The organism is Brevibacillus sp. HD3.3A (genome assembly GCF_013284375.2).
Classification (GTDB): Bacteria; Bacillota; Bacilli; order Brevibacillales; family Brevibacillaceae; genus Brevibacillus; species Brevibacillus parabrevis.
In genome coordinates this window covers 5,076,456-5,095,463 of record NZ_CP085874.1, presented here as the reverse complement: position 1 = coordinate 5,095,463, position 19,008 = coordinate 5,076,456, and the positions used below count along the sequence as shown (strand labels likewise).

General features: G+C 52.8%; 20 protein-coding genes. 15 read left to right on the top strand and 5 right to left on the bottom strand.

Going from position 1 to position 19,008, the window contains the following annotated elements:
- Positions 1–91 precede the first annotated feature (91 nt).
- The 7 genes from mtnK (at position 92) to HP435_RS23780 (ending at position 8,536) form a co-directional block, all read left to right on the top strand.
- Positions 92–1,321 (top strand): S-methyl-5-thioribose kinase, encoded by a 1,230-nt coding sequence (mtnK, locus tag HP435_RS23810; RefSeq protein WP_122964424.1) that lies wholly within the window; start codon positions 92–94, stop codon positions 1,319–1,321.
- Positions 1,318–2,358 (top strand): S-methyl-5-thioribose-1-phosphate isomerase, encoded by a 1,041-nt coding sequence (mtnA, locus tag HP435_RS23805; protein ID WP_173596712.1) that lies wholly within the window; start codon positions 1,318–1,320, stop codon positions 2,356–2,358. The genes mtnK and mtnA overlap by 4 nt, the downstream gene beginning before the upstream one ends.
- Positions 2,359–2,511: 153 nt before the next feature.
- Complete coding sequence (locus HP435_RS23800) at positions 2,512–3,075, top strand: GNAT family N-acetyltransferase (protein WP_122964426.1); 564 nt, start codon at positions 2,512–2,514, stop codon at positions 3,073–3,075.
- Between the two features lie 97 nt (positions 3,076–3,172).
- The gene (locus HP435_RS23795) at positions 3,173–4,915 is read left to right on the top strand and encodes an ABC transporter ATP-binding protein (RefSeq protein WP_122964427.1); all 1,743 of its coding nucleotides are present in this window, start codon (positions 3,173–3,175) and stop codon (positions 4,913–4,915) included.
- A gap of 28 nt (positions 4,916–4,943) precedes the next feature.
- Positions 4,944–7,040: an ABC transporter ATP-binding protein gene (locus HP435_RS23790; protein WP_173598511.1), complete on the top strand. Its 2,097-nt coding sequence runs from the start codon at positions 4,944–4,946 to the stop codon at positions 7,038–7,040.
- Positions 7,037–8,257 carry an MFS transporter gene (locus HP435_RS23785; protein WP_255679265.1) on the top strand — a complete coding sequence of 407 codons (1,221 nt, stop codon included), beginning with the start codon at positions 7,037–7,039 and terminating at the stop codon, positions 8,255–8,257. The genes HP435_RS23790 and HP435_RS23785 overlap by 4 nt, the downstream gene beginning before the upstream one ends.
- 96 nt (positions 8,258–8,353) lie before the next feature.
- On the top strand, positions 8,354–8,536 hold the full coding sequence (locus HP435_RS23780; RefSeq protein WP_122964430.1) for a hypothetical protein: 183 nt from the start codon (positions 8,354–8,356) through the stop codon (positions 8,534–8,536).
- 132 nt (positions 8,537–8,668) lie between these two features.
- Here HP435_RS23780 and HP435_RS23775 read toward each other — a convergent pair whose 3' ends face one another.
- From HP435_RS23775 to sppA, 3 genes are all read right to left on the bottom strand, one after another.
- Entirely contained in the window at positions 8,669–9,679 is a 1,011-nt protein-coding gene (locus tag HP435_RS23775) for a CAP domain-containing protein (protein ID WP_122964431.1), read from the bottom strand.
- Positions 9,680–9,810: 131 nt separating this feature from the next.
- A complete protein-coding gene (locus tag HP435_RS23770; protein WP_173596715.1) occupies positions 9,811–10,281 on the bottom strand; it encodes an RDD family protein in 471 nt (156 codons plus the stop codon).
- A gap of 16 nt (positions 10,282–10,297) precedes the next feature.
- Entirely contained in the window at positions 10,298–11,269 is a 972-nt protein-coding gene (gene sppA / locus HP435_RS23765) for a signal peptide peptidase SppA (protein ID WP_122964433.1), read from the bottom strand.
- A 184-nt stretch (positions 11,270–11,453) separates the two neighbouring features.
- Here sppA and HP435_RS23760 point away from each other — a divergent pair, with 184 nt between their 5' ends.
- The gene (locus HP435_RS23760) at positions 11,454–12,182 is read left to right on the top strand and encodes an amino acid ABC transporter ATP-binding protein (RefSeq protein WP_217365093.1); all 729 of its coding nucleotides are present in this window, start codon (positions 11,454–11,456) and stop codon (positions 12,180–12,182) included.
- A 48-nt stretch (positions 12,183–12,230) separates the two neighbouring features.
- Here HP435_RS23760 and HP435_RS23755 read toward each other — a convergent pair whose 3' ends face one another.
- The gene (locus tag HP435_RS23755) at positions 12,231–12,932 is read right to left on the bottom strand and encodes a polysaccharide deacetylase family protein (protein WP_122964434.1); all 702 of its coding nucleotides are present in this window, start codon (positions 12,930–12,932) and stop codon (positions 12,231–12,233) included.
- Between the two features lie 141 nt (positions 12,933–13,073).
- On the opposite strand from HP435_RS23755, the gene HP435_RS23750 reads away from it, so the two are divergent.
- Positions 13,074–13,886 (top strand): DUF2797 domain-containing protein, encoded by an 813-nt coding sequence (locus tag HP435_RS23750; RefSeq protein ID WP_122964435.1) that lies wholly within the window; start codon positions 13,074–13,076, stop codon positions 13,884–13,886.
- A gap of 57 nt (positions 13,887–13,943) precedes the next feature.
- Positions 13,944–14,117, top strand: coding sequence for a hypothetical protein (locus HP435_RS23745; RefSeq protein ID WP_173596716.1), 174 nt, complete (start codon positions 13,944–13,946; stop codon positions 14,115–14,117).
- Positions 14,118–14,192: 75 nt separating this feature from the next.
- On the opposite strand, the gene HP435_RS23740 is transcribed toward HP435_RS23745, so the two are convergent.
- On the bottom strand, positions 14,193–15,083 hold the full coding sequence (locus HP435_RS23740; protein ID WP_173596717.1) for a GNAT family N-acetyltransferase: 891 nt from the start codon (positions 15,081–15,083) through the stop codon (positions 14,193–14,195).
- A 524-nt stretch (positions 15,084–15,607) separates the two neighbouring features.
- Between HP435_RS23740 and HP435_RS23735 the strand changes: the two genes are divergently transcribed.
- The 5 genes from HP435_RS23735 to gcvH all read left to right on the top strand — a co-directional run bounded on the left by HP435_RS23735 (position 15,608) and on the right by gcvH (position 18,886).
- Positions 15,608–15,970 carry an arsenate reductase family protein gene (locus HP435_RS23735; protein ID WP_122964437.1) on the top strand — a complete coding sequence of 121 codons (363 nt, stop codon included), beginning with the start codon at positions 15,608–15,610 and terminating at the stop codon, positions 15,968–15,970.
- 3 nt (positions 15,971–15,973) lie between these two features.
- The gene (locus tag HP435_RS23730; RefSeq protein WP_122964438.1) at positions 15,974–17,161 is read left to right on the top strand and encodes an aminotransferase class I/II-fold pyridoxal phosphate-dependent enzyme; all 1,188 of its coding nucleotides are present in this window, start codon (positions 15,974–15,976) and stop codon (positions 17,159–17,161) included.
- Positions 17,162–17,329: 168 nt separating this feature from the next.
- Positions 17,330–17,878, top strand: a complete 549-nt coding sequence (locus HP435_RS23725) for a peroxiredoxin (protein WP_063227319.1) — start codon at positions 17,330–17,332, stop codon at positions 17,876–17,878.
- A 115-nt stretch (positions 17,879–17,993) separates the two neighbouring features.
- A complete protein-coding gene (locus HP435_RS23720) occupies positions 17,994–18,446 on the top strand; it encodes a redoxin domain-containing protein (RefSeq protein ID WP_063227320.1) in 453 nt (150 codons plus the stop codon).
- Positions 18,447–18,505: 59 nt separating this feature from the next.
- Positions 18,506–18,886: a glycine cleavage system protein GcvH gene (gene gcvH, locus HP435_RS23715; RefSeq protein ID WP_122964439.1), complete on the top strand. Its 381-nt coding sequence runs from the start codon at positions 18,506–18,508 to the stop codon at positions 18,884–18,886.
- Positions 18,887–19,008: the final 122 nt, after the last annotated feature.

Here is a 19,008-nt window from a genome sequence, read left to right as displayed (position 1 = left end):
CTTTTTTGTGCGTTTGGACACGGATTCCTGACCATTTTGTCATTCCGTTCGAGATAGAGAAAAAAACGATTTGTGAGGGGAGTAATCAATCATGGCATACCGCGCATTGACTGAGCAGGAAGCAGTAGAGTACGTAAAAGGCTTGCCGGGTCTGTTTACAGAAGGAGCAGAGCTGACCAGCCGCGAAATCGGTGACGGGAATCTGAACCTCGTGTTCGATATCCAGGAGCCGGCTACCGGAAAAAAAGTCATCGTGAAGCAAGCGTTGCCGTTTGCGAGAGTCGTGGGAGAATCATGGCCGCTGACGATTGACCGTGCCCGCATCGAGAGTGAAGCGCTCCGCATCCAGCACAAATACGTGCCTGACCTGGTGCCGGAAGTATACCACTTCGATCAGGAGCTGGCGCTGACGGTGATGGAGAACGTAGGCGACCACGTCATCATGCGCAAAGGCTTGATTGAGGGCAAGCGCTACCCGCTTTTTCCGAAGCAGATCGGACGTTTTCTCGCGCAAACCTTGTTCTACACATCCGATTTGGGGGCGCATCCGTACGACAAAAAAGCGCTAGTCGGAACATTCATAAATCCGGAATTATGCAAAATCACAGAAGATCTCGTCTTTACCGACCCGTATGAAAATGCGCCGACCAACGACTTTAACCCGCTGATCCGCAAAGAAGTAGAGGCCATCTGGAACAACAAGCCGCTCAAGCTGGAAATCGCCAAGCTGAAATTCGATTTCCTGACTCGCGCAGAAGCACTTTTGCACGGCGATTTGCACACAGGCAGCATCTTCATCACCGAGAGCAGCCTGAAAGCGATCGACCCCGAATTTGCCTACTACGGGCCGATCGGTTTTGACATCGGTGCCGTTATCGCCAACCTGCTGCTCAACTACGCCGGTCAGCACGGCTTGCAAAATGACCAAGGAGAACGCGACTCCTACCGCGAATACTTACTGGAAACGGTTGAAGATGTCTGGAACGAATTTGTTTCCCAGTTTGTCCAGCTCTGGCACAAGCAGGCTAAAGAACGCAGCGCTCATGTCGAGGGCTTGTGGCAAAGCTACGTGAAACGACTGATTCAGGATACGGCAGGCTATGCCGGATGCAAAATTTTGCGCCGTGTGATCGGCCTGGCAGGAGTGGCTGATCTGAATGCCATCGCAGACGCCGAAAAACGCGCCGAAGCAGAACGACTGGCGCTGGCGATCGGGGAAGCGCTGATTCTCGGACGCAACGACATTGAGGAATCGACAGACATCACGGACATCGTCCGCAACGTAACCGCACGCTACTATCAGGAGGCAACGACAGTATGACAACCAGTACACAAACAACGCCAGTCAAGTGGGAAGACGACGTACTCGTCTTGCTTGATCAGACGCGTTTGCCAGTAGAAACGATTTATTTGCAGCTGACGACCGCCGAACAAGTATGGGGCTCGATTCGCCGCCTGGAAGTGCGCGGAGCACCGGCAATCGGCATGGCCGCCGCCTACGGACTGTATTTGGGAATCCGCGGCAGCGAAGCGCAAACGTATGAACAGTTTTGGCAAGAGCTGAACAGCCAGGCAGACTATTTGGGAACGTCCCGGCCAACTGCTGTGAATCTGTTCTGGGCGCTTGACCGGATCAAAGCACGCGTGCAACAAAACTCCGCCTTGCCCGTTGACGAGCTGAAAAAAGCTGTGCTCGACGAAGCACTGGCGATTCAAAAAGAAGACGCAGAAGTATGTCGCACGATCGGCGAACATTTGCTGACGCTGTTGCAAGACGGCATGGGCGTGCTTACACACTGTAATCCGGGTGCGCTGGCTACTGCTGCATACGGTACGGCTACCGCTCCTTTCTATTTGGCAAAAGAACGCGGGTGGGATTTGAAAGTATACGCCGACGAGACGCGCCCCGTATTGCAAGGCGCTCGCCTGACCGCCTATGAATTGCAGCAGGCTGGGATTGATGTCACCTTGATTTGCGACAACATGGCAGCTATGGTCATGTCGCAAGGCAAAGTGCAGGCCGTTGTCGTGGGAACAGACCGTGTAGCGGCCAACGGCGACGTCGCCAACAAAATCGGCACGTATGGAGTAGCCGTTTTGGCAAAAGCGCATGGCATTCCTTTCTATGTAGCGGCGCCGCTGTCCTCTGTCGATCTGGCGACGGCGACAGGTGCGGAAATTCCGATCGAGGAACGTCCGGCAGAAGAGATCACACACGGCTTGGGCAAACAGGTAGCACCGGATGATATCAAGGTGTACAATCCGGCGTTTGACGTGACGCCTGCCCAGTACATTACCGCGATTGTGACAGAGACGGGCATTTTCAAGCCGGAAGAGATCGCGAAAAGCAAACAATAGTCCGTCGTATCAGGAGCGTCTGCCTTTTTATGGCGGGCGCTTTTTTTCAGGAATAGATCGTCTGATTCTTGCTAAATTATGGAACCAGCCGCATAATCGAGCGTAAGAAGTTGCTTGCCCGTTGAAAGCGAATGAGAAGGAGGAGCGGTTATCATGAGAACGATCCCGATTTCCGAAGAAGCATTTCTCAAACAGTTGGAGTTGTCGGATGCCAGCGAAATGTTTTGGCTCACCGATACGAACCGATCCTACCTCAAAGAGTGGCTGCCTTGGCTGAATTACACGAAGTGCGAGGATGACACGAGCTATTTCATCCAAAGAACGATTCAACAGTATGACGACAATCAAGGGATTCACTACGGAATCTGGTATAACGGTCGGATGGCCGGGACTCTCGGTGTGCACAATCTGGACTGGATCAACAAGAAGACATCACTGGGCTATTGGCTTGGCGCCGGCTTTCAGGGCAAGGGGCTGATGACCAAAGCAGTGGCGGCGTATATGGATCACCTTGTTTTCGGTTCATGGAACTTGGAGAAAATCACGATTCAGGCGGCGACAGGCAATTCGAAAAGCAGAGCGATCCCCGAGAGACTCGGCTTTCAACTGGAGGGAATCCTGCGGCGCAATGAGTTTTTGTATGACCATTTTGTCGACCATGCCGTGTACAGCATGTTGAAGGAAGAATGGCAGGAAAGAGCCAGACAAAAAAGGTAGATTGACAAAGAAAATTCAGTCAATTACGATGAAGGAAGCAAAAAGGGGCTGCGCGATTCGCACGCCCTTTTTTGCTCGATAAAAAGAGGTGATTAGCTTGAAGACACTCAAGGAGCTATCCTGGTTTTTTCGTGCCCACTGGAAGCGGTACACGATCGGCATAGCCTTTTTGTTTTTCATCGACATTTTGATGCTCTGGCCGCCGCGGCTGATCGGCGAGACTGTCGACGCGATGCGCAACAGCTCTTTGACTGCCCAAGACTTGACGCGGACAGTCACGATTTTGCTCGCGCTTGGGGTCGGGCTGTACGCGATGCGCTTTGCCTGGAGGTATTTGCTGAACGGCGGCGCGTTGATTTTGGAGCGAACTTTGCGAGAGCGGCTTTTCGGGCATTTGACCCGGATGACGCCGTCTTTTTACCATCGCAAGCGCAGCGGTGATTTGATGGCTGTGGCAACCAACGACATTCCCGCCATCGAGCAGACGGCGAGTACCGGAGTGCTCACGCTGGTCGATTCGTTGTTCATGACGCTTTTGACGCTCGGAGTCATGGTGACCGCGATCGACTGGAAGCTGACGCTCGCCGCTTTGATTCCGATGCCTTTTTTGGCCTGGTCGACTGCCTATTACGGCCGCTTGCTGCATGAGCGCTTTTACTTGGCGCAGGAAGCGTTCGGCGAGATGAACGATCACGTCCAGCAGTCGATTTCCGGCGTGCGGGTACTGCGGGCGTTTGTGCAGGAAAAGGAAGATATTGAAGCCTACAGAAGAGTCAGCGAGAAAACGCTGGAGCGAAACGTCAGCGTGTCGCGGATCGACGCCCTGTTCGAGCCGACAATTGCCATCATTATAGGTTTCAGCTTTTTGATCGGGCTTGGCTATGGAACATACCTTGTCTTTACGAGCGCGATTTCTTTGGGGGAACTGGTCGCCTTCAACCTGTACCTCGGGCTGTTGATCTGGCCGATGTTCGCTTTTGGCTGGCTAGTCAATGTGTTGCAGCGTGGCGGCGCGTCCCACAAGCGTCTGTCCGAGCTGCTTGTGGAGCAGCCCGATGTGCACGAGGTTGACCATCCGATTGCGGCAGAGACACCCCATACAGTAGAAGCTCGCCACTTTTCGTTCGCCTACCCGGGCAGTGACAAGCTGGCGCTGTCCGACATTACGTTTTTTTTGCGCGAAGGGGAGACGCTGGGCATTGTCGGCCGGACAGGGAGCGGGAAGTCGACCTTGTGCCGCGCTCTTTTGCACCAGTATGAAATGAAAAGTCAGACGCTGTTCGTCGGAGGCGTGCCGATTGAGGAGCTGTCTTTTGATACGCTGCGGCAAAAGATCGCGTATGTGCCCCAGGAGCACTTGCTGTTCTCCCGCACGATTGCGGAAAACGTCTCGTTCGGCAAGCCGGGTGCGAGCGAGGCGGAAGTGCTGCACGCGATGCGGCTGGCGGAAATGGAGAGCGACCTGATGCAATTCCGCGAAGGATTGAAAACGATGGTCGGAGAAAAAGGCGTGACGCTCTCCGGGGGACAAAAGCAACGAATCTCGATTGCCCGCGCCCTGCTGCTCGATGCGGGCATCCTCGTCTTGGACGATTCCTTGTCGGCGGTTGACGCACGCACGGAGGAGGCGATTTTGCGCCATCTGCGCCAGGAGCGTGCCAACAAGACGACGATCATTACGGCGCATCGCCTGTCTGCCGTCCAGCATGCCGAGCTGATCCTCGTGCTCGATGAGGGGCGAATTGTCGAGCGGGGAACACATGCCGAGCTGATGCAGCAAAACGGCTGGTACGCCGAGCAGTATCGCAGGCAGCAGATGGAGCAAGACGTTGCTGGATAAATCGGCATAGTGGGAGGGAGAGCGTTTCGTGAGTAAAGAAAAAAGCTGGAAGCGGCTGGTTGAATTTGCCCGGCCGTTTCAGAAACAAATATGGGGAGCGCTGTTCCTGCTTTTACTTGGAACCAGCGCGGAGCTGGCAGGCCCTTTTCTCGCCAAGGTGATGATCGACAATCACATTTTGGCGATCCAGAAGCCGTGGTATCAGCTGGAAGAACGGCCGCAAGCGTCAGCCGAAAAAGCGGTCGCCATCCAGGATCGGTATTATATGCGCGAAGATGCGCTCCAGGAGGCGGGGTTGACTCGGGAAAGCGTCCGAGGCGCAGAAATGACCGTGCTTTCCGAAGGAGCTACGTACTATTTAATGGAGGGCAAGCTCAGTGAGAATGCCCAAAATACGGAAAAGAAGTTTGCGCCAGTCGAGCCGGAAAATGGCCGGGAGCGCTTCGCGGTAACGACGGAAGCTGCTGACGGAACGGAAACGACGTTGACGGGCATCAAGCTGACAGCCGACGAAGTGCTGGCGCTGTATCAAAACGACGTGCAGCCGATCATCTGGCTGTCAGTCGGGTACGGGGCGCTGATTTTGCTGTCGGCGTGCTTCAACTACATCCAGATTTTGTGGTTGCAGACGACCGCCCAGCGCATCATTCAGCGCATGCGGATGAAGTTGTTCGTTCATTTGCAAAAGCTCCCGGTGTCCTTTTTTGACAAGACACCTGTCGGCTCGCTCGTCTCCCGCGTCAGCAACGATACCGAAGCGATCCGCGAGCTTTACGTGAGTGTGCTGGCTACTTTTGTCCAGAACGGCATTTATTTGGTCGGGATTTTGATCGCGCTGTTCGTGCTCCAGCCGCAGCTCGCTTTGTTTTGCTGTTTGACGGTTCCGCTGCTCGTCGCTTTGATTTATGTATACCAAAAGTACAGCTCGCGCTACTATGCGGTGATTCGGGCGAAGCTGGGCGACATGAATGCCACTATTAATGAAATGATTCAAAACATGACGATTGTCCAGGCGTTTCGCCGCGAAAAAGGCGTGCAGGAAGAGTTCGCGCAGGTGAACGAGAGCTACTTCAAGATGCGGATGAAGGAGATCAACCTGGAATCTCTTTTGCTGCGGCCTGCTGTCGACTTGATCTGGAAAATCGCCCTGACGGTGATCATCTGGTATTACGGTTCCGCGTCTTTTCACAGTGTCATCTCGTTTGGGGCGCTGTTTGCCTTTGTCGATTACATGGGACGTTTTTTCGAGCCGATCAACATGATCATGAATCGTCTGTCGCAAATGCAGCAGGCAACGATCGCCGCGGCTCGCGTGTTCGATATTTTGGATACGGCGCCGGAAATGGAGCAGGCCGGCAAGCAAATCGAGCGGCCGCGCGGGGAAGTCGTTTTCGACCAAGTATCATTCGCTTACAACGAGGATGACTACGTGCTCAAAAACGTCTCGTTCACGGCAAAGCCTGGTCAGACGATTGCGCTAGTCGGTCATACCGGATCGGGAAAAAGCTCGCTGATGAACCTGCTGCTCGGTTTTTATCCGGTGACAAAAGGAAGCATTTTGATTGACGGGCAAAACATGCGCGAGATCGATACGCATTCGTTGCGCAGCCATGTAGGGCTTGTGCTGCAAGATCCGTTTTTGTTTACAGGTACGATCGGCTTCAACATTCGCATGTACGACGACGCGATCTCGGATGAAGATGTCGTGCAGGCAGCCAAGGCGGTGCGGGCTGATGAATTTATTACCCGCCTGCCGAACGGCTACGAGGAACCAGTCGTGGAGCGCGGGATGACGCTGTCAGCTGGTCAGCGGCAACTCATCTCTTTTGCCCGCGCGCTGGCTGCCGATCCGGCCATTCTGATTCTCGACGAGGCGACCGCCAGTATCGACAGCGAAACAGAGCTGGCGATCCAGGAAGCTTTGCACGTCCTGTCGCGTGGACGTACGACGTTTATCATTGCCCATCGGCTTTCGACGATTCAGCATGCCGACCAGATTCTCGTCCTCTCCCGGGGAGAAATTGTGGAGCGGGGCAATCACGAGGAACTGATGGCGCAGGATGGACTGTATCAAAAAATGTACCAGCTTCAACAGGGCAGTGTTTCTGTTAAACTGGGTGGATAGAGGTTTTTTGGAGAGAAAGGAGCTTCAACACCATGTCTTCATCGCGCTACACCTTCTGGGTGTTGATTTTGGTGGTAGCCATAGCTGGACTGAGCCAAGGGTTGAGCATTCCGTTGTTGGCTGTGCTGTTGGAAAAGCAGGGCGTGTCATCTGTCATGAACGGACTGAACGCCGCCGCCCTGTACATCGGGATGGTATTGGTTTCGCCCTTGCTGGAAATTCCGCTCCGGCGGATTGGTTACCGATCCACGATTTTGTGGGGGATGCTGCTGCTTACCGTCGCGACAGGGCTGATTCCGCTGTTCAGCCATCTGGCCGTGTGGTTCGTGCTCAGGATGCTGATGGGGATCGGGGATACCAGCTTGCACTATTCGAGTCAAATGTGGGTAACGAAGATCGCCTCGCCGCAAACGCGCGGGCGCGACTTGTCCCTGTACGGTTTGGCGTACGGAGTGGGCTTCAGTATCGGGCCGCTGGGCTTGAATTTGTTGCCGCTGGGACTGTGGGTGCCTTTTGGCGTGCTGCTGTTTTTGTACGCCATCGCTTTTTTGCTCATCTTGCGGATTCAAAACGAGTTTCCCGAAGCGATTGTGCAGGCGGAAAAGAAACAGAACAAGTACGCCACGGTTTTGCGCATCGGTTGGCTGTCCCTGATTCCGTCTTTCTTGTACGGATTCATGGAGACTTCTTTGAACGGCAGCTTCCCGGTCTACGCGCTGCGCACCGGGCTGTCGATTGAATGGGTATCGCTTATTCTCCCGGCGTTTGTGGTAGGCAGCATCATTTTGCAAATGCCGCTTGGCACTTTGAGCGATCGGATCGGCCGCAGGCAAGTCATGCTCGCTTGCGCCATCGTCGGCGGAGTTGCTTTTTTCCTGTTCCCGCTCGCCGGGGAAAACGTTTGGCTGATGATGCTTTTGCTGGCGATTGCCGGAGCAGCAGTCGGTTCATTTTATTCGCTCGGTTTGGCCTATTCCGCCGATATTTTGCCTGCGGCGATGGTGCCGACCGCAGGCATCATTGCCGGAATCAATTTCGGTGTGGCGAGCATTCTCGCGCCGAATGTCAACGGCGTGCTCATGGAGTGGTGGGAGCCGTGGACGATGTTTTGGGTAATGGGGGCGCTGCTGGTTGTTTTTGCCGCAGCCTGCCTGTTTGCGAAAAACAGCAAGTCGCAAGATACACAATGCTCGTTGCCTTTGCAAAAACAAGGGTGACAGGGGGCAAGCCAGATCGCCATCTCTCGTGTTTGTTCGAGGGATGGTTTTTTTCTGTGGGAAAAAAGCATAAACGGGCGCAGGGGAGGGAAGCGTATGAATAAAGTAGAAATGCTTGTGGAAGGGGTTGACCCGATGCTGACTCCGTGCATATTCAAGCGGGGACTCGTCTGGATTTTGTTTTTCGTTCTCAGTCTGGTCGTTATCCCGTTCTTTTCTGACGAGGGCCAGACACCGCCCGCGAATCCTCCTGCTGCGAACGCTGCTGCCCAGCCGTAGTTGGCTTGGCGAGCGATTTTTGCAGATGTAGACACGCTCCGTTACATGAACTTTGGGGCAGGACGTCGCGACGTTTTGCCCACAAAAAACACGCCAGGTCAGTCCTTGGCGTGTTTTTCTTGGCTATAGCGTTTATTTGGTGACGAAGTTTTGCGTGTAGAACGGCTGACCGGCTTTGATCACGACACCGACGCCCAATTGCTTGTAGTTTTGATTCAAAAGATTTTGGCGATGCCCGGAGGAGTTCATCCAGCCCATGTGGACTTCAATGCCGTCCAACTGGCCGTAGGCGATATTCTCTCCCGCATAGCTGTAGCGAATGCCCGCTTTTTTCAGGCGGTCAAACGGGCTTCCGGTCGTCGGCGAATTGTGGCTGAAATAATTATGCTGCGCCATGTCATTGCTGTGCGCACGGGCGACGACTGCTACCTGCTCGTCCCACGTCAGGACAGGCAGCTTGGCACGCTGCCGCGCTACGTTCAGCAAGTCGAAATTTTCTTTCTCATAGGCGATTGCCACTTGCTTGATTTGCGCATCCGTCAGCTTGGGTGCAGCGGGCAATTCCGTGTACACAATCGGATACATCAAGCCCATGGCAATAGTGGCAAAGTGCTCGGGCGTAGAGATGCGGACACCTGCGACCTTGTTTCCGCCCAATTGGTCGATGGAAAAGGTGAATACCTGATTGTTTTGCATATAGGTCGGATGGCTAAGCGTATTTTCCTGAATGCGCAAGCCAGACGTGATCGGCAAAGTGCTTTTCGGCGCTCCCCACGCATCTTGCAAAGCTTTCGTGGTCGAACCGATGGTCACTCCCCCGACGTTTACATTCGCTCCGTTGGAAAACAGCGTGACGGCTTTGCCGTTCTGGATGCCTACTTGTATGTAATGGTTCAAGTCCCGATTGTAAATCCACCATTCCACTCCTGTGTGGCTCGGGTCTTTGCGTGCTGGCTTGCCCAGCTTTTGCTCGACTTGCGCGGCAGTCATTCCGAGCGCAATCCCGTAGGTCGACACGGATTTGACGGCAGCTTGCTGGGTGGAGACAGGGGAAGCCGCTGTCACAAAAGTGGGCTGCAGCTGACCCAACAGCGCCAGGGAAAGGCCAAAGGCGAGGATGCTGGCTACTTTTTTCTTGTTCATCTGTCTACCTCCTCGGATGGAAAAGCTTTGGTTGATACAAGTATCGGTGTATGCACAGGCGAAAAACAGAGGCTAAGGATGCAATTTATGTCGAAAAAAGGAACAAGCCCCACTGCAAGAGTGGAGGCTTGTCATTTGCGATCCCATATGACGTACGTTTTGGCGAGCAAGTCGTGCCAGCCCTGCTTTTGCGGATTCCAGCCCACCCACATGTAGCCGATGCAAAAGACGAGCGAGGAAAGCAGCTTGCCAAGCACCTCGCGCAAAATGACTTGTCCGCCAGTCAGCCTGCCGCGAGCGTGCCTGGCGCTGATGACGCGGATGCCGATAATTTGCTTCCCCAGCGTCTGACCTGTCCACCATGTCAAAAGAACTAAATAAAGCAGACCGAACAGCGCTTCCAACAGATCGATCAGCGAAAGAAAGTCGCCGGATATGCCGAGATTGCGGCGAAGCGGATTGAAAAACAGCATGCTCACGCCAACCAAAAACAGCGAGTCCAAGAGAGTAGCAGCTACCCGAATCCAAAAGCCTGCAAACTGATGCTCGCGCGGCGGCTCCTGACTGTTTTCCAAAGCTTGAATGGCATCTGGATCGCTCATTCGTTTCACTCCTTTATCAAAACGAAGGGATAAATTGGTACAACAGTCGGGGAGAGCTTTGGCGCTGCAAAATGTTCCCGATTCCAAGCGGGTCCGGATTGGACCAATGCTGCTTCAAGCTGAACAGTAGCTTGCTGATGGAGAGCTGATCACTGTAGCGCACGACCATGGCGTCTTGCTCCCCGGAGAGGGAGAGCGCGTGCCGGGTCGCTTCTTCCAAATCGCCGAACTCATCGATCAGCCCGAGCTTTTTGGCTTGCTCGCCGGAATACACCCGTCCATCGGCAATTTCCAGCACGCGTTGGCGCGAGAGATTGCGGCCTTTTGCAATCACGTCGACGAACTTGCCGTAGCTTTCATTCACCAGCGACTGAAAAATTTGCCGCTCAGGCTCGGTCAAAGGACGCGCCGGACTGCCGATATCCTTGTACCGCCCGCTTTTGATCGCAAACTGCTTGACTCCCAGCTTGGCAGCCGCTTCGCTGTAGTTCACCAGCGAGAAGATGACGCCTAGACTTCCGGTCAATGTATTCGGATTGGCGAAAATCGAATCTCCAGCCGTCGCCAAATAATACCCGCCTGACGCGGCCGTGGAGCCCATGCTGACGACAATCGGAATATCGCGGAGCTGTTTGAGCCGCAAAAGACGGGTGTGCAGCTCATCGGTAGCGACAACCTCGCCGCCGGGACTGTCGATCCTGAGCACCAACGCCTTGACCAGCTCATCTTCCTCGACTCTCCGCAACTGTTCGGCGAGCAGCTCTGCCATGGAGGGCATCCCGGTTGCGTTTGGCTCCCCGGAAATGACGCCGTTTACGAACAACTGCACGATCTTGCTGCTGCCTGAGCCGTACACAATATTTTCTTCCCAGGCAAATCCGGGATTGTCGGCCAGCTCTTCATACCCTCCAGCCAAGCCTTCCACGGTAATGCCTGCGAAAAAGACAACCAGCACGATCAGGAGGGCGACCCATTTTTTACGATGCATGAAAACCACCTCCCCTTTAGGATGAGCAGCGAAGGGAATCATTACGCTGGGACGGGCGTTGGAAAAATGCGGATTGCTGGGAATACCAAAAAGAAGTAAGAGTATTCATGCAATTGCTTCTATATTGCGGTACAATATGATTGTGGAATACAGCGAACGCAGCAACTGCAATAGGGGGATGACAATGATCATACAAGTGACTGATTTGACCAAAAGCTACGGAGAGCTTCAGGTTTTGAAAGGAATTACGACACAGGTGGCGGAAAAGGAGGTCGTGTGCATCATCGGGCCGTCCGGGTCGGGCAAAAGCACCTTTTTGCGCTGTCTGAACCAGTTGGAGCCATTGACCAGCGGAAAAGTCGTCATCAACGGTCACGACTTGTCGGACCCCAAGACAGACATCAACAAAGTCAGGGAAGAAGTAGGCATGGTTTTTCAGCGCTTTAACCTGTTTCCGCATAAAACGGTTTTGGAAAATGTCATGCTCGCTCCGATCAAGGTCAGAAAGCTCGCGCATGAGGAAGCTCGCAAGCAAGGACTGGCATTGCTGGAAAAGGTGGGGCTGCAGGACAAGGCAGACGTTTATCCGGAGCGGCTGTCCGGGGGGCAGATGCAGCGGGTCGCCATCGCCAGAGCGCTTGCGATGAATCCAAAAGTGATGCTGTTTGACGAGCCGACTTCCGCGCTTGACCCGGAGCTGGTAGGAGAAGTGTTGGCCGTGATGAAAAGCTTGGCCAAGGAAGGAATGACCATGGTGGTAGTCACGCATGAAATGGGATTTGCCAAAGAAGTGGGCGACCGCATCATTTTCATGGATCAAGGCATTATCATGGCTGAAGGAAGTCCCAAAGAGTTTTTTGACAACATCAGCCATGAACGCCTGCGTTCTTTCCTGGGAAAAGTGCTTGCTTAAAAGCAACGGCACCTGCTGCATCGCCGCAAGCGATCGCGACGGTGCCTTTTACTTGGACGCGTCGAGCAGCTGAGAGACCGTGACAAAGCGATAGCCTTGCGCGCGCAGATCACTGATCAATTCTTGCAGGGCAGCCACCGTCTGCTTTTGGTTCAGGCCACCATCGTGAAACAAAATGATATCGCCGGACGAGACGTTGCTTTTCACGCTTTTGGCAATGACCGAGGCAGTTCTGGCCAGTGACCAGTCTCTGGGATCGACAGACCAGTGGATGATGTCGTAGCCGCTTGCCTGAACCGCGTTCATGACGTCGTGGGTCATGACGCCGCCAGCCGGACGATAATATTGGGCGAGAATGCCAGTAGTTTTCAGGATGGAGCGTTCAGCGTGCTTGAGATCCTCGTACACCTCGTGCTCCGTCAGTTTATTCAGGTCAAAATGATGATAGCCGTGGTTGCCGATTTCGTGTCCGGCTTTGTAAATCCATTGGAGCACTTTCGGATGCTTGTCTACCTGGGAGCCAAGGACGAAAAAGGTAGCTTGCACCCCGTTTTTGTGGAGCACTTCCAAAATTTTCGGAGTATAGGTAGCGTCCGGGCCGTCATCAAAGGTCAGGGCGACTACCTTTTTGTTCGTGTCGATGCGGTGAATCGGCTCATAGGAAGGGAGCAGTTCCTTCGCAAAAGCAGGAGTGCTCCCGAAGCCGAGCAGGCAGACGATCAGCAATGCAACGAGCGAGCCGCGGCTCATGGCGGATGCCTCCTTTTTACTGAAGATGCTTCTAGGTTCACCCATGCTGGAGAAAACATGCTGCCAAAAGAAAACAGCGCCCGGCGCAGACAGACAATATGGTAAAATGAAAGAACTGTAATGGGGAGAGGAGAGAATGAAGTGGAACTCCGCGGTATCCTGCATGGGCTGACCCATGACTATCATGGAAAAGACAAGCCTGTCGACTATTATTTGAACATCGGGGAAGAACGCATGCCCTTGAACGAATGGCTGGGCAGTGAACTGTCCATTGCTTTTTTGGGGCAAAAAAATTGCATCGCCTGTGGGCGGAAGACGAACAAAACATTCAACAGCGGGTACTGCTACCCCTGTTTTACCAAACTGCCGGAAAATGACTTGTGCATCGTCAAGCCGCACGAATGTCATTTTGACCAGGGAACGTGCCGGGATGAAAGCTTCGGCGAACAGTATTGCATGATCCCGCACTACGTCTATCTGGCAGTTTCCAGCGACATCAAGGTCGGGCTGACGCGCAAGCACAATCAGCTCAAACGTTGGGTGGATCAGGGAGCGATTCGGGCGATTCCGATTGCGGAAGTGCCGACACGCCGGATGGCAGGCGAGCTGGAGTATCACCTGAGCCAATTTTTGCCGGACAAGACCAACTGGCGAAAAATGCTCAAGGGCGACGTCAAGGAAATCGACCTGATTGCGATGCGCGATGAAGTGTACAGCCATTTTCCCGAACCGTTCAAAGCTTTCCAATATAGAGAAGACGAATGGGTGGACATTACATACCCGATTTTGGAATCGCTGGACAAAATCAACTCGAAAACGTTGGACAAAGAAGAACAGCTCGGCGGACGACTGATTGGCGTTAAAGCGCAGTACCTGATTTTCGAAAACGGCGTGTTCCAGGTGAGAAAGCACGCCGGCTATCAGGTGGAAATCAAAACGGCTCATTCTGCATAAGTTCGCGCAAACTCCTCACACTGAAAAAGCAAGCCGATGAGCGAGGAGGAAGCGGGCATGGAACAGAAAATCGAGTATACGCAGCCGCTGACCGGAACGTTGGCTGAAGCGGTGGAAACGCAGAATGCAAAGCAGCTGGGGGTTCCTTATTCGCCGCTTGCCAACATGTGGCAGGTAAACCCCGGGAATGAAGCGGTGGAAAATGAAGAGAGCGAAGATGCTTATTCATGAACAAAAAACAAGCCTCCAGCCCACGAGCTCGTGTGGAGTTGGAGGTTTGTTTGCATCTGCTCCCGAAACGGAGGCTCAGGCATGCGATGTCAGCGGGAACAAGAAATGCTCCGGTAGCTCTGGAAGCGATGGTCGGACGAACAAGGTGTCATCCGTCTCGGTGATCAGCTCAGCCTGGATGTGTTCATTGTCACTCTCAGGCATGAAGTGAAACTGAATGACATTCGTTTCATTAGTCAGCAAATGCCCGATGATCCGCTCTGGATCGACTGCTCTTTTGCTTACGATGTCAAAGACATGCAACTGGTCGTCTTCGCGCTCGAACAAGACAATGACGTCTTCCTGCTCGATGTAATAGAGCGAATCGGGAAAGACGAGCAAAAAATAAAACAGGGACAAATGCTCGCTTGCTTGCACACCCCAGCGCGTCGATACCGGAACGCGGCTGGCCGCAAATTCCTTCATTAAGGCAAAATCATCTGCACTGTCGACATCAAGCTTGTGCAGAGCGGATTTGGAGGGGACAGTCGCTTTTACGCGGGATGCCAGCAAGCTGAACCGGCTTTCCTGAACCTTTTGAAAACCGAACTTGGGATAAAAGTCGAGCACGGACGGATTGGCGAACAAGTACAGAAAATCATAGTCCTGTTCGTACTTGGTAATGACGTGGTTCGTCAGCTTTGCTGCCAGCCCTTGCTGACGGTAATCGGGATGCGTCATCACCGTCCCTAGTTGCAGTGCCTGATAAGTTCTGCCGTTGGAAGTCACGATCATTTTATTGACGGAAACATTCGCGATGACTTTTTCTCCGTCCACGTAGGAATAGCAGATGTAATCGTCATTCCAGCAGCCTCTCGTGTACCATTCGTGAAAATCAAGCTCGAATACTTGCTTTGCCAGCTCGTTAAAGCTTTCTTTATAGGTTTGATTGTGCTTGTAGTCACTGATCAGTTGATACTCACGCATTTTGCAGTCCTCCTTTTTGTCTCAAGCCCTGTCATTGTTGCAGCAGCAATGTTTTGTAGCCATCGCCTCCTTTCACCAGAGCAAGTGCTGCATAAAAAAGACCACAAGAAGAAAAATCTCCTCGTGGTCTCGTTTCCAGATATAGGTATACTTCAAACGCCTGCTCCAAAGTAAACAATAGGGCGGATGAACAACGCTGGAATCTGGTTTTGATCAGATTAGATGTCTTCTTAATCGCTGTTGGAAAAAGGGAATACAAAAGAAACGGAGGGCATGCCCTTCATTTGACCTTTTTCCGTATAAAATTCATTGGAATTTTATTTAGCGATTAATAAGTTTCATCATATTCTGCCAAAACCTCGTTTCCTAACAATTAACAGTTCCTTTTCACTATAGCATTGATTTTATTTGATAGCAAAATCATATTTAATCGGTGGTGTTGCTTGCAAACGTTGTGTTCTTTGTTGGTATTCTCTTACAATAAATAGGAAGACGATTACGAATGAAAAGCGAGGAAGACGCCCATGACGACGAAAGCTTATTTGTACAGCAAATGTGATACATGCCGCAAAGCGAAAAAATGGCTCACCGAGCAAAATGTCAGCTTCGAGGAAGTGCCTATTGTCGACTCGCCGCCATCGAAAGAAGAGCTGCGCCAGATTTGGCAAACGAGCGGGCTTGATCTGCGCAAGTTTTTCAATGTCAGCGGCGTGCAATACCGCGAGCTTGGCTTGAAGGACAAGCTGCCGACGATGACGGACGAGGAAATGCTTGAATTGCTGGCTTCAAACGGCAAGCTGATCAAGCGCCCGCTGATCGCGAGCGACAACACCGTTACATTGGGCTTCAAGGAAGACGAGTTGCAAAAGGCTTGGGGAGGCAAATAAGAAATGCGCCAACCGTCGAAGAGACTGGAAAAGTTGTCTGCCGCTATTTTTTCGGAGATGGCTGCCCGTAAAAAGGAAGTTGCCCGAAAACGGACCGTGTACGATTTGAGCATCGGCAGTCCTGACCAAGCGCCGGAGGACCAGCTGCTGCATACGCTTCTCGATGCTGCGCGGCAGCCGGGCGCGTTTGGCTACGCGTTGAGCGAAGGAACAGCTGCTTTTCGCGAAGAGGTGGCCCGCTGGTACCGATTCCGCTTCGGCGTCGAGCTGTCGCCGGACGGAGAAATTCATTCTTTGATGGGCTCGCAGGATGGGCTGGCGCACTTTGCTCTGGCCTGGACCGATCCGGGCGACATCGTGCTCGTGCCCGACCCTGGCTATCCGATTTACGAAGGAAGCGTGCATTTGGCGGGGGCGATCCCGTACCGGATGCCGCTGCGCGCAGAAAACGGCTTTTTGCCCAAGCTTGACGATATCCCGGAGGAGATCGCGGCAAGGGCGAAGTTCATGATTTTGAACTATCCGAACAATCCGGTATCGGCTGTCGCCACGATCGCTTTTTTCGAAGAGGTGGTAGCTTTTGCGAAGCGTCACGACATCATCGTCGTGCATGATTTGGCGTACTCGGAAATGGCTTTTGACGGCTATCGGCCGCCGAGCTTTTTGCAGGCGGCGGGGGCCAAAGAGGTCGGGATCGAGTTCAACTCGTTTTCCAAAAGCTTCAACATGGCAGGCTGCCGGGTTGCTTATGTAGTCGGAAACAGCGAGATCATCAAGCCGCTTGCGATCGTCAAGTCCAATGTGGACTACGGCGTCTTTTTGCCTGTACAGCAAATGGCGGTGGAAGCGCTGCGGATGGATCGGGAGTCAGGCGGCGCCAATCAAGTCGGACCGATTTACGAGGAACGCCGCGACGTCCTGCTGGCTGCCCTGGCAGAAGCGGGCTGGAACATCACTCCGCCGAAAGCGACCATGTTCGTCTGGGCTCCTGTCCCTGCAGGCTGGACATCACGCGAGTTTGCGATTGCCTTGCTGGAAGAGGCAGGCGTGGTCGTGATCCCGGGCAGTGCTTTTGGCGACGAAGGCGAGGGCTACGTCAGGATCGCGCTTGTACAAGAACCGGAAATTTTGCGCCAAGCTGCGCGCTCTGTGGCCGACTCGGGCATTTTGAGCAGAAAAGCGGGCGAATAAGCGGCAGGTCAAACGGTTAATCTAGTTTTTGGGCATGAAAAGATCACAGGTATAAATGAAAAACAATTACAGGTTGAAATCATTCCTACATTGTATTGACTATAAAGTGGCTCGTTTGTTATCATGAAATAGGTAGGCAAGAACACATTCCTAAGGAGGTTTTACATAATGGCTCAACGTTTGATTGGACTCCCGGCTCCTGACTTTACATTGGAAACAGCTTTGGGTAACGGAAAAGATTTTGGCAAGGTTTCCTTGTCTGACTACCGTGGAAAATGGCTGGTACTGTTCTTCTATCCACTCGATTTCACATTCGTTTGCCCAACTGAAATCATCTCCATGAGCGATGCTATCGAAGACTTCAAAGACCTCGATGCAGAAATTCTCGGTGTATCCGTAGACTCCGTTCACTCCCACCGCGCTTGGATCAACACTCCTCGCGACCAAAACGGTCTGGGTGGCTTGAACTACCCGCTGGCTGCTGACTTCCTGAAAACAACAGCTCGTGACTACGGCGTACTGGATGAAGAAGGCGGCCAAGCTCACCGCGGCCTGTTCATCATCGATCCAGAAGGCATCCTGAAATATCAAGTAGTAACTGACCTGAACGTAGGTCGTTCCGTTGACGAAACACTGCGGGTGCTGCAAGCACTGCAATCTGGCGGTCTGTGCCCAGCTAACTGGCGCCCAGGTCAAGCTCAACTGTCTGCGAAATAATTTTTGCCTGGACGAACAGGCTGTAAAAGGGTCTAACTTCTTGCTGTTAGACCCTTTTTTTAGCATATAATCCACTTTAGATAGACAAAGCTGAGTAAAAAGGGGATGAGTTTCCATGCGTTTGCGCGAAGAATTGCCGGATTTCCCAGGAATTACCGAATGGGTGAACGGACAAGTAAGCAAAGCGGATCTGGCAGGCAGCCCTGTTTTGGTGCATTTTTGGTCGGTTAGTTGCTACATGTGTAAAGAGTCAATGCCGAACATTAACGAATGGCGCGACAAGTACGCTGCCAATGGCCTGAAAGTCATAGGTATTCATATGCCGCGTTCGGAAAAAGATACAGATATTGAAGTGATCAAACAGACGATTGCCGAGCACAACCTGACGCATCCGATTGCGATCGACAACGACATGAAGACGGTTGATGCTTTCCAGAACGAGTACGTTCCTGCTTTTTACCTGTTTGACGAGAACCTCCAGCTGCGTCACTTCCAGGCTGGCGAGAAGGGTCTTAATCTGGTAAAAAAACGTCTGTTCAGAATTTTGGGGATCGAAGAGGAATCCTAGAATGTTCGTCTAATTATGTATGTGTAATGGATTGTACCTGATAGGAGGATATGTAAACGATGGAATTCCCGAAAAATCTACGTTACAGTGAAGAGCATGAGTGGGTGCGAGTAGAAGGTAACAAAGCGTACATCGGAATCACCGCTTTTGCTCAATCAGAGCTGGGTGACATCGTGTTTGTCGAGCTGCCAGAAGTAGGCGCGACAATCCAGCAAGATGAGCCATTTGGCAGCGTTGAGTCCGTAAAAACCGTTTCCGAGCTGTACGCTCCTGTAACCGGAAAAGTAGTAGAAGTAAACGGCGAATTGGAAGATGCTCCTGAACTGGTTAACTCCTCGCCATACGAGCAAGCCTGGATGATCGCTGTCGAGCTGTCCGACGAAGCTGAGCTTGACAAGCTGATGGATGCCGACAAATACGAGGCAATGGTAAAAGAATAGTCGCAAACACAAAAAGCCGGGGCGCATGCTCTGGCTTTTTTCATTTGAAAATGGCTGCTGCTCGGGGCTTCGGTGGAGGGAGGAAACAGGAGAAACCGCTGCAGGGCACCTTGCCACTTGCG

Bases quoted from the DNA above. Each gene is read 5' to 3' on its own strand.
- mtnK (WP_122964424.1), top strand. From the start codon at position 92: ATGGCATACCGCGCATTGACTGAGCAGGAAGCAGTAGAGTACGTAAAA.
- mtnA (WP_173596712.1), top strand. From the start codon at position 1,318: ATGACAACCAGTACACAAACAACGCCAGTCAAGTGGGAAGACGACGTA.
- HP435_RS23800 (WP_122964426.1), top strand. From the start codon at position 2,512: ATGAGAACGATCCCGATTTCCGAAGAAGCATTTCTCAAACAGTTGGAG.
- HP435_RS23780 (WP_122964430.1), top strand. From the start codon at position 8,354: ATGAATAAAGTAGAAATGCTTGTGGAAGGGGTTGACCCGATGCTGACT.
- HP435_RS23775 (WP_122964431.1), bottom strand. From the start codon at position 9,679: ATGAACAAGAAAAAAGTAGCCAGCATCCTCGCCTTTGGCCTTTCCCTG.
- HP435_RS23770 (WP_173596715.1), bottom strand. From the start codon at position 10,281: ATGAGCGATCCAGATGCCATTCAAGCTTTGGAAAACAGTCAGGAGCCG.
- sppA (WP_122964433.1), bottom strand. From the start codon at position 11,269: ATGCATCGTAAAAAATGGGTCGCCCTCCTGATCGTGCTGGTTGTCTTT.
- HP435_RS23760 (WP_217365093.1), top strand. From the start codon at position 11,454: ATGATCATACAAGTGACTGATTTGACCAAAAGCTACGGAGAGCTTCAG.
- HP435_RS23755 (WP_122964434.1), bottom strand. From the start codon at position 12,932: ATGAGCCGCGGCTCGCTCGTTGCATTGCTGATCGTCTGCCTGCTCGGC.
- HP435_RS23745 (WP_173596716.1), top strand. From the start codon at position 13,944: ATGGAACAGAAAATCGAGTATACGCAGCCGCTGACCGGAACGTTGGCT.
- HP435_RS23740 (WP_173596717.1), bottom strand. From the start codon at position 15,083: ATGCGTGAGTATCAACTGATCAGTGACTACAAGCACAATCAAACCTAT.
- HP435_RS23735 (WP_122964437.1), top strand. From the start codon at position 15,608: ATGACGACGAAAGCTTATTTGTACAGCAAATGTGATACATGCCGCAAA.
- HP435_RS23730 (WP_122964438.1), top strand. From the start codon at position 15,974: ATGCGCCAACCGTCGAAGAGACTGGAAAAGTTGTCTGCCGCTATTTTT.
- HP435_RS23725 (WP_063227319.1), top strand. From the start codon at position 17,330: ATGGCTCAACGTTTGATTGGACTCCCGGCTCCTGACTTTACATTGGAA.
- HP435_RS23720 (WP_063227320.1), top strand. From the start codon at position 17,994: ATGCGTTTGCGCGAAGAATTGCCGGATTTCCCAGGAATTACCGAATGG.
- gcvH (WP_122964439.1), top strand. From the start codon at position 18,506: ATGGAATTCCCGAAAAATCTACGTTACAGTGAAGAGCATGAGTGGGTG.